General features: G+C 64.2%; 9 protein-coding genes. 4 read left to right on the forward strand and 5 right to left on the reverse strand.

From position 1 onward, the window contains the following. The first annotated feature begins 165 nt into the window (after window positions 1–165). The 4 genes from QOH60_RS09080 (at window position 166) to QOH60_RS09095 (ending at window position 2,562) form a co-directional block, all read left to right on the forward strand. A complete protein-coding gene (locus QOH60_RS09080; RefSeq protein WP_526419321.1) occupies window positions 166–552 on the forward strand; it encodes a VOC family protein in 387 nt (128 codons plus the stop codon). A 433-nt stretch (window positions 553–985) separates the two neighbouring features. Then, entirely contained in the window at window positions 986–1,300 is a 315-nt protein-coding gene (locus QOH60_RS09085; protein ID WP_526419323.1) for a hypothetical protein, read from the forward strand. Window positions 1,301–1,383: 83 nt separating this feature from the next. Next, a complete protein-coding gene (locus tag QOH60_RS09090) occupies window positions 1,384–2,091 on the forward strand; it encodes a TetR/AcrR family transcriptional regulator (protein ID WP_526419325.1) in 708 nt (235 codons plus the stop codon). 12 nt (window positions 2,092–2,103) lie between these two features. Next, on the forward strand, window positions 2,104–2,562 hold the full coding sequence (locus tag QOH60_RS09095) for a VOC family protein (RefSeq protein WP_526419327.1): 459 nt from the start codon (window positions 2,104–2,106) through the stop codon (window positions 2,560–2,562). Window positions 2,563–2,760: 198 nt separating this feature from the next. Here the strand turns inward: QOH60_RS09095 and QOH60_RS09100 are convergent, their stop codons facing one another. From QOH60_RS09100 to QOH60_RS09120, 5 genes are all read right to left on the reverse strand, one after another. Beyond that, window positions 2,761–3,507 carry an SDR family NAD(P)-dependent oxidoreductase gene (locus tag QOH60_RS09100; RefSeq protein WP_526419329.1) on the reverse strand — a complete coding sequence of 249 codons (747 nt, stop codon included), beginning with the start codon at window positions 3,505–3,507 and terminating at the stop codon, window positions 2,761–2,763. A 62-nt stretch (window positions 3,508–3,569) separates the two neighbouring features. Continuing rightward, complete coding sequence (locus QOH60_RS09105; RefSeq protein WP_526419331.1) at window positions 3,570–4,595, reverse strand: LLM class flavin-dependent oxidoreductase; 1,026 nt, start codon at window positions 4,593–4,595, stop codon at window positions 3,570–3,572. Window positions 4,596–4,597: 2 nt separating this feature from the next. After that, window positions 4,598–5,518 carry a fumarylacetoacetate hydrolase family protein gene (locus QOH60_RS09110; protein ID WP_526419333.1) on the reverse strand — a complete coding sequence of 307 codons (921 nt, stop codon included), beginning with the start codon at window positions 5,516–5,518 and terminating at the stop codon, window positions 4,598–4,600. Next, the gene (locus QOH60_RS09115) at window positions 5,515–5,808 is read right to left on the reverse strand and encodes a hypothetical protein (RefSeq protein ID WP_526419335.1); all 294 of its coding nucleotides are present in this window, start codon (window positions 5,806–5,808) and stop codon (window positions 5,515–5,517) included. The genes QOH60_RS09110 and QOH60_RS09115 overlap by 4 nt, the downstream gene beginning before the upstream one ends. A 357-nt stretch (window positions 5,809–6,165) precedes the next feature. Further along, window positions 6,166–6,318, reverse strand: a complete 153-nt coding sequence (locus QOH60_RS09120; RefSeq protein WP_526419337.1) for a hypothetical protein — start codon at window positions 6,316–6,318, stop codon at window positions 6,166–6,168. Window positions 6,319–6,521: the final 203 nt, after the last annotated feature.

The raw sequence follows: 6,521 nt of genomic DNA on the forward strand, positions 1-6,521 counted from the left end.
CAGTCTGGTGCCGCTCGCGACCTTGTTCGACCCGGCACCCCCGGGCAACCCCCCAGCCATCGAAGAACACGCCCGCCTCGTGTCGGATCTGATCGTCGAGGGTCTGCGGTTGGAATCGACCGGCTAATCCCGGTTGACGACGCCGTCCATCTGGCAGAGCGCGACATGAGAAACCACCGACACGGCAGCGCCCTCGACGGGCACGCCGATCTGCATAGCGAGCTCGGCCCCAACCGGGGCGAACACAGCGGCCGTGCTACCAACCCGACGATCAAAGTCACCGATCTGGCGTGGCTGGAATTCGAGAAACCGGACCTGGCCCGGGCCGAAACATTCGCGCGGGCTTTCGGTTTCGCGGTTGCCGCCCGCGAACCCGACGCCCGTTATCTGCGGGGATCACTGCCGGGCACGCCCGCTGTGATAGTCCGCAAAGGCGTCCGGTCGCGATTCATTGGCCCCTGCCACGACACACACGGCGGCCCCGGCCGCCAGCTTCAGCACCGGGAGCCAGATGACAATTTATTAAAGGTCAATCACCAACCAGTATATTGACACGTATCAACATAACCCGCTACAGTCAATGCACCCGGGTCCGGTAGCAGAGGAGCCTCGCGATGAGACAAAACCTCGACACGACCGCTACCTGACCAGGTTCGACAATGTCGCCTTCCGCTCCGCGGAGAAATGTGAGTGAACCATGTCCATTATCAGTGCGTTCGCAATCCTGCTATTCGTCTTGTCCCCGGTGCTCATTCCACTGACCGTCAGCGGAGTTCACGCTATTGCCAAGTGGCGACGGAACTCACGAACCGCTCGAAAGACCAGTGGCCCACCGAGTCGCGCCATCACCCCGTTTGTCAATGGAAGATCTATCGTCAATTAGTAAGGATCTACCCCCGCCCTTTGAACCGGGTGTCACCGAGGACGATGTACGGGCGATTTGATGGCGTTGGCCTGAATCGAGGCCCGCCAGGACACCGACCGGTTGAGCTACATCTACGACAACTACATCCAGCCGGCATTGACGGGCGTCGGGCGGCTCCTGCTGCACCTCACCGAACAGAAGACGATTCGTCCGATCGCGTTGCGGGAGTTCCACTTTCTGGTCGCGCACGGTGCCGCCGCGATCTACAGTCTGGTGCCGCTCGCGCTTCTGTTCGACCCGGCGTCCCCCAGCGACCCCGCCGCCATCGAAGAACACGCCCGCCTCGTGTCGGACCTGATCGTCGAGGGTCTGCGGTTGGAATCGACCGGCGAATCCCGGTTGACGACGCCGCCGCGACTGACACCGGGCAAATAAATATTTGTCATTTATCACATTCACTGGTATCGTCAACGTGCAGATACCGCCTTCACGGCGACCCGAGATTCAGATTGGACACCATGAACGCGCCGTCGCTACGCAGGCCGAGCGGTCGACCCCGCCGCGATGAATCGCCGGCTTCGCTGGACGACATCCTCGGTGCGGCGCTGAAAGCTTTTGCCACCCACGGGTATGACGGTGTGGCGCTGCGAACTCTGAACAGAGAGTTGGGCGTTAGCCACAACGCGCTCAACGGCCGCTTCGGCTCGAAGGAAGCGCTGTGGTACGCCACTGTCGACTGGGCATTCCAACCTCTTGTGCTGCGGTTGGCGACGGCGTTCGACCCCACCGTGACCGACCCGCTCGACCAGCTGCGAATCACCATGCGCACCTTCTTGGAGTATTCCGCCGAGCGGCCTGAGCTGCTGGGCTTGATGAACATCGAGGGCCGGCAAGATACCGAGCGACTGGCTTATGCGTACAACACATACATCCAGCCCGCGCTCGCGCCGGTGCAGCGGCTGCTCGATCACCTCGCCGCCACCGGACGCACGCGGCCGATCTCGCTGCGCACATTTAACTTCCTGCTAGCCCATGGTGCCGCCGCGCAATTCACTCTCGGCCCGCTGGCGCGTCACTTCGACCCCGCTGACCCGCTGGACGCGGCCGCGGTCAAAGCCCATGCGGAACTCGCCGCGGACCTCATCGTCCGGGCATTGGAGATCGACCACGCGGAGTTCGACGAGCCGCCATCGCGCCAGTCTTCGCTGGCGTCACAAAAGGGATGAGGAGATCAGCCCATGACAGCCGACAGCCAACACCTTGATGCGGCGGTGAGTGCGCCCGGCCGCGGCCTGGACTCGCTGGCCTTTGCCTGCACCGTGATCGTCGTCGCTGACCTCGACCGATCCTCGCAGTGGTATCAAAGCGTTCTGGGCTTCACCGAACAGGCGCGCGTCAGGATTGACGGGGCCAATGTCGTGCTTCTGGCGGGAGCGGGAACCCAGCTGGAACTAATCCACGGCGATGGGCCGACCGTATCGACCGAACCCAGCTTATGCGCCGATCCCCCACATCATCTGCTGCCGAAAGGGAACAAGTTTCTCGCCTTCGCTGTCGAGGACCTTCAACGCGCGACCGACCAGCTGCGTGACAAGGGCGTACCGATCATCTGGCGCGACAAGCAGCTGGCGCCGGGAATTCGTTCGACGGCGATCCGTGATGTCGAGGACAATTTCATTCACATCTTGCAGCACTGATAGGCGAAGTCGACGCGCGAGCGAACGACTCTCCCTTGCCCGGCTGCGCCGTTACTTCCTCGACGAAGCTTCCACATTTGCCACGACGTTGGTCATTCTGTTGATCGACGCGATCGCCACTCATGCCCGAGCGCAGGATTTCCCAACTGCGGGACCGGCGGGCGCGGCGCCGACCGCCGCGCCGTCAGCCGACGGTTCCTAGACCTGTTCGGCGCCGCCGTCGATGAACAGCTCGGCGCCGGTCATGAAGCTACTTTGGTCGCTGGCCAGAAACAGGACTGCGGCGGCGATTTCCTCGGGTTGTGCCACTCGGCCCAGCGGGACCGTTGCCGCAAGGCCGGCCAGCAGCTGTTGTTCTTGGCCGGCCGGTGCGGCGCCTGTAAGTCCGGGCGTCTCAACCGGCCCGGGCACCAACGTGTTCACTCGGATCTGCCGAGGGGCCAGTTCGGCCGCCCAGGTCCGACCGAAGGAGCGGACCGCCGCCTTCGACGCCGCGTAGGCGCCCATGGCTGGCGTACCGCTGGACGCTGAGCTGGAGCCGGACAGGATGACCGACGCACCAGTGTTCAAGAGCGGCAAGACTTTCTGCACCGTGAAGATGGTGCCGCCGACGTTGCGGTTGAACGTGTCGAGGAAGTGTTGCGGTGTCGTTTCTGCCAACGGGGCGAATTCTCCCCCACCGGCATTGGTGAACACGACGTCAAGGCCGTGTCCGTGTGCCTTGACCGCGTCTGCGACTCTCTCCAGATCGTCAGGGTCGGTGACATCGCCGCGAATACCGTTGGCCGAGGAACCGATTGACGCGAGTGCCTCATCGAGGCGTTCTTTGTCGCGGCCGGTGATGAAGACATGTGCACCTTCGGCCGCTAGCCGCTTGGCGGCGGCAAGACCGATACCTGAGGTGCCGCCGGTGACCAGGGCGGTCTTATCGTTGAGCTGTCCCATGAGGGTTCTCCATTCCTACTGGTTTTCTACTGGTGTGGATGCGGACGATCACGGCGACCGCCTCATGTCACACTCGGTTCTTGGATGGCGGCAGCGCGCAACGTGGGTTCGAAGTCGGTGCCGAGGATGGCAGTCATCACGGGGTTGGTGACCCCCGCGTCGCGGTATCGCTGTACCCCGTCGCGAACCGCGTCGTTGTCGCCCATTGCGCAGAGGTCGTCGATGAATCGTTCACTGATGGCCAGCTTTTGAGCTTCGATGTCGGGTAAAGCAGCATCGAATGCGGCCACGTCGTCGGCGAAGCCCGCGGCCTGAAACATCGCCCGGTAGAACGGCAGGCCGAAGTACCGGTGCAGCTCGTTGCGCACACCTGCGAGCGCGGCTGTGCGGTCGTGGCTCATCGCCGAGGGCACCGCGGCCATGATGTGAAATCCCTCGAGCGGCTTACCGGCGCGGTGGCGGCCCGCGGTCACTTCGGGCACCACGACATCGCGCACATACTGCGACGGGCATGCCCACAGCACCACGCCGTCGGCGATCTCACCCGCCAGGCGCAGCATCGCCGGCGACAGCGCTGCTTGATAGATCGGGATGTCGGGGCGCGGCGTGAAGCCCATGAACGAAAAGTTCGACGTCCACCGCTGGCCGGTCGGCGGGACGTCACCGGCCAGTATCGCGCGAACAATGCCGATGTATTCACGCATTTCGGCTGTCGGCTTGCCGATCTGCTGGCCGTGCCAGCCACCCATGGTGATGCGGTGGCCCACGCCGAGGCCGAGTCGAAAACGCCCGCCCGAGATGTCGTCGACTGTTGCCGCGGTCTGGGCCATCGATGCCGGCGAGCGGTGATACAGCGGCGCCACTGAGGTGCCTATCGCTACCCGCTGGGTGCGCATTGCCAGGGCTGCGGCCATCGTAAACGAGTCACGAGCCGCGATGTGGGACAACATGATCGAGTCATAGCCCAACTCGTCGGCCAGCTTCGCGTGACCGACGGCGTCGTCGAACGGCTCGAGCGCCGGAATGGCACAGCTGATCGGGATTCGCGTGGGGTTTCCTTGCAGGTTGGAGACGGTGGCCGCGGTCATTGTCAGTTGTCCTGCGGCGTCGGGGCAGGTTCGGCGACGACGGGGTTCTCGATCGCGCCGATGCCCTCGATCTCGACGCGCACGCGCTGACCGGGTTGCAGAAGCCGTCCGGAGAACAGGCCCACACCTCCCGGTGTTCCGGTGGCGATGAGGTCGCCGGGCTCCAAGGTGCAGACGCGGGACAGCGCCGCGATCATCTCGCCGATGCCGGTGACCATCTCCTTCGTGGAGCCGTCCTGGCGCAGCTCGCCGTCGACCCAGGTGCGGATGGTCAGATCCGCCGGATCCAGCTCGTCGGCGGTGACGATCCACGGCCCAATCGGCCCGTGGGTGTCAAAGCTCTTGCCCGGCCACATCGTTGGGGTGTCTTGCTGCCAGTCCCGTACCGACACATCGTTGCCCACTGTGTAGCCGGCGACCGACGCCAGCGCCGTAGCGGTGTCGGCGCGGCGGACGCGTCGCCCGATGACCGCGACGAGTTCTCCCTCGAAGTCGAGCATCGGCGAGTCGTACGGCGCCAGGATCGGATCGTAGGGTCCGGTGATGCAGGAAACCTGCTTATTGAAGAACGTCGGCAGCTTCTGGTCTGGGAACGCCGCACGCAGATGTGAAAACCGCTCCATCCGCTCGGCATACTGAGGCTGCGTCGCGGCCTCTTGAATCTCTGCAAGGTGCGAAGTGAAGTTGAAGCCGATCGCCAGGTACTTCGACGGCGCCGGAATCGGCGCACCGAGTGCCACGGCGGACAACGGAGTCCGTTGGCGCACGCGCGCTACCTGGCGGGTGACCTGCTCGGCGACGTCGGGCCCGGCAGCCAGCAATGCGGTGATGTCGGTCGGGACACCGTCGAGGTCGGCAAGGGCGACAACGTGGTCGTCGATGACTACGCCAGCGGCGCCGTTGTTGTAGCTCACGAGTTTCATCCGGTCTCCTTCGTCGGGTAGAGCTTGTCGATCTGCGGCGCATACTTCTGGTCGATCGGCCGGCGCTTGAGCTTCATCGTCGGAGTCAACTCGTCGGAATCGGGCTGCCACTCGTCGGCGAGGATGGTGAAGCGCTTGATCTGCGCGACGCGCGCCGGCCGGGCGTTGGCGCCGTCGACGGCGGCCCACCGACACGACGCCCGCGGCCTCCGCGGCGACTCCGCGGTCTTCCAATGTGGGCGAGAAATGCCTCGGCCACTGTGGTTGTCCCACGGGTGTGTGCTTCGCATAATTGTCAAGCTACCCAAGTATTTGGTCAATTGTCAAGTTTTATCTTGACGTCTATCACTTTATCCGGTTGTGCGTCGCGATCAGCCTCGGCGGGGATCGGCTGCTGGTGATCCACTGGAACGGGATCGCGGCCATCGTCGACTCGAGTCCACGACAGCGTCGAAACCGTGACACTCGGGCACCCGACGTAGGTTGTCGCGGTCAACCCTCTGCACAACACCGTCTACGTCGGGAGCACCGGCGAAGCAGGGCTGACGTTGATACCGCGCTAGCGACGCCGGAATGTGGCCCCCGCTAAGCGCATTCGCGACACAGCCATCGCCAGGTACATCCGGTACCTAGGACGGTCGTTCTCGTCACTGCGGCGCTGTTTGCACCGGTGCAGGTCCGCCGTGAAGTGCACCGAACTTGCTGCGCGCGCTCACTCCGCTGAACCTGCGCAGCACCGCGCGCGGTGCTGCGCCGACCATGGCAGCCATGATTCTGTAGGCGGCGCCGGGGATGGACACCGCCTTGCCTTTGCGGGCGGCGCGCAGGGTGGCCTGCGTGACGAGTTCGGGCTTGAGCTTCGCGAATCCCCAGACACCATGTCAGCGCAGTCCTTTACGACCGGTCAGGGCGCCGACGAAGCGCTTCGTGCGCACGCGGGCGCGAAACATGCCAAGTGCCAGACGTTCCGCCAGCGACCCCTCCGGCGGCACCAGGCCGAGGT

Origin of the sequence: Mycobacterium sp. (assembly GCF_032159765.1) — a bacterium.
GTDB lineage: Bacteria > Actinomycetota > Actinomycetes > Mycobacteriales > Mycobacteriaceae > Mycobacterium.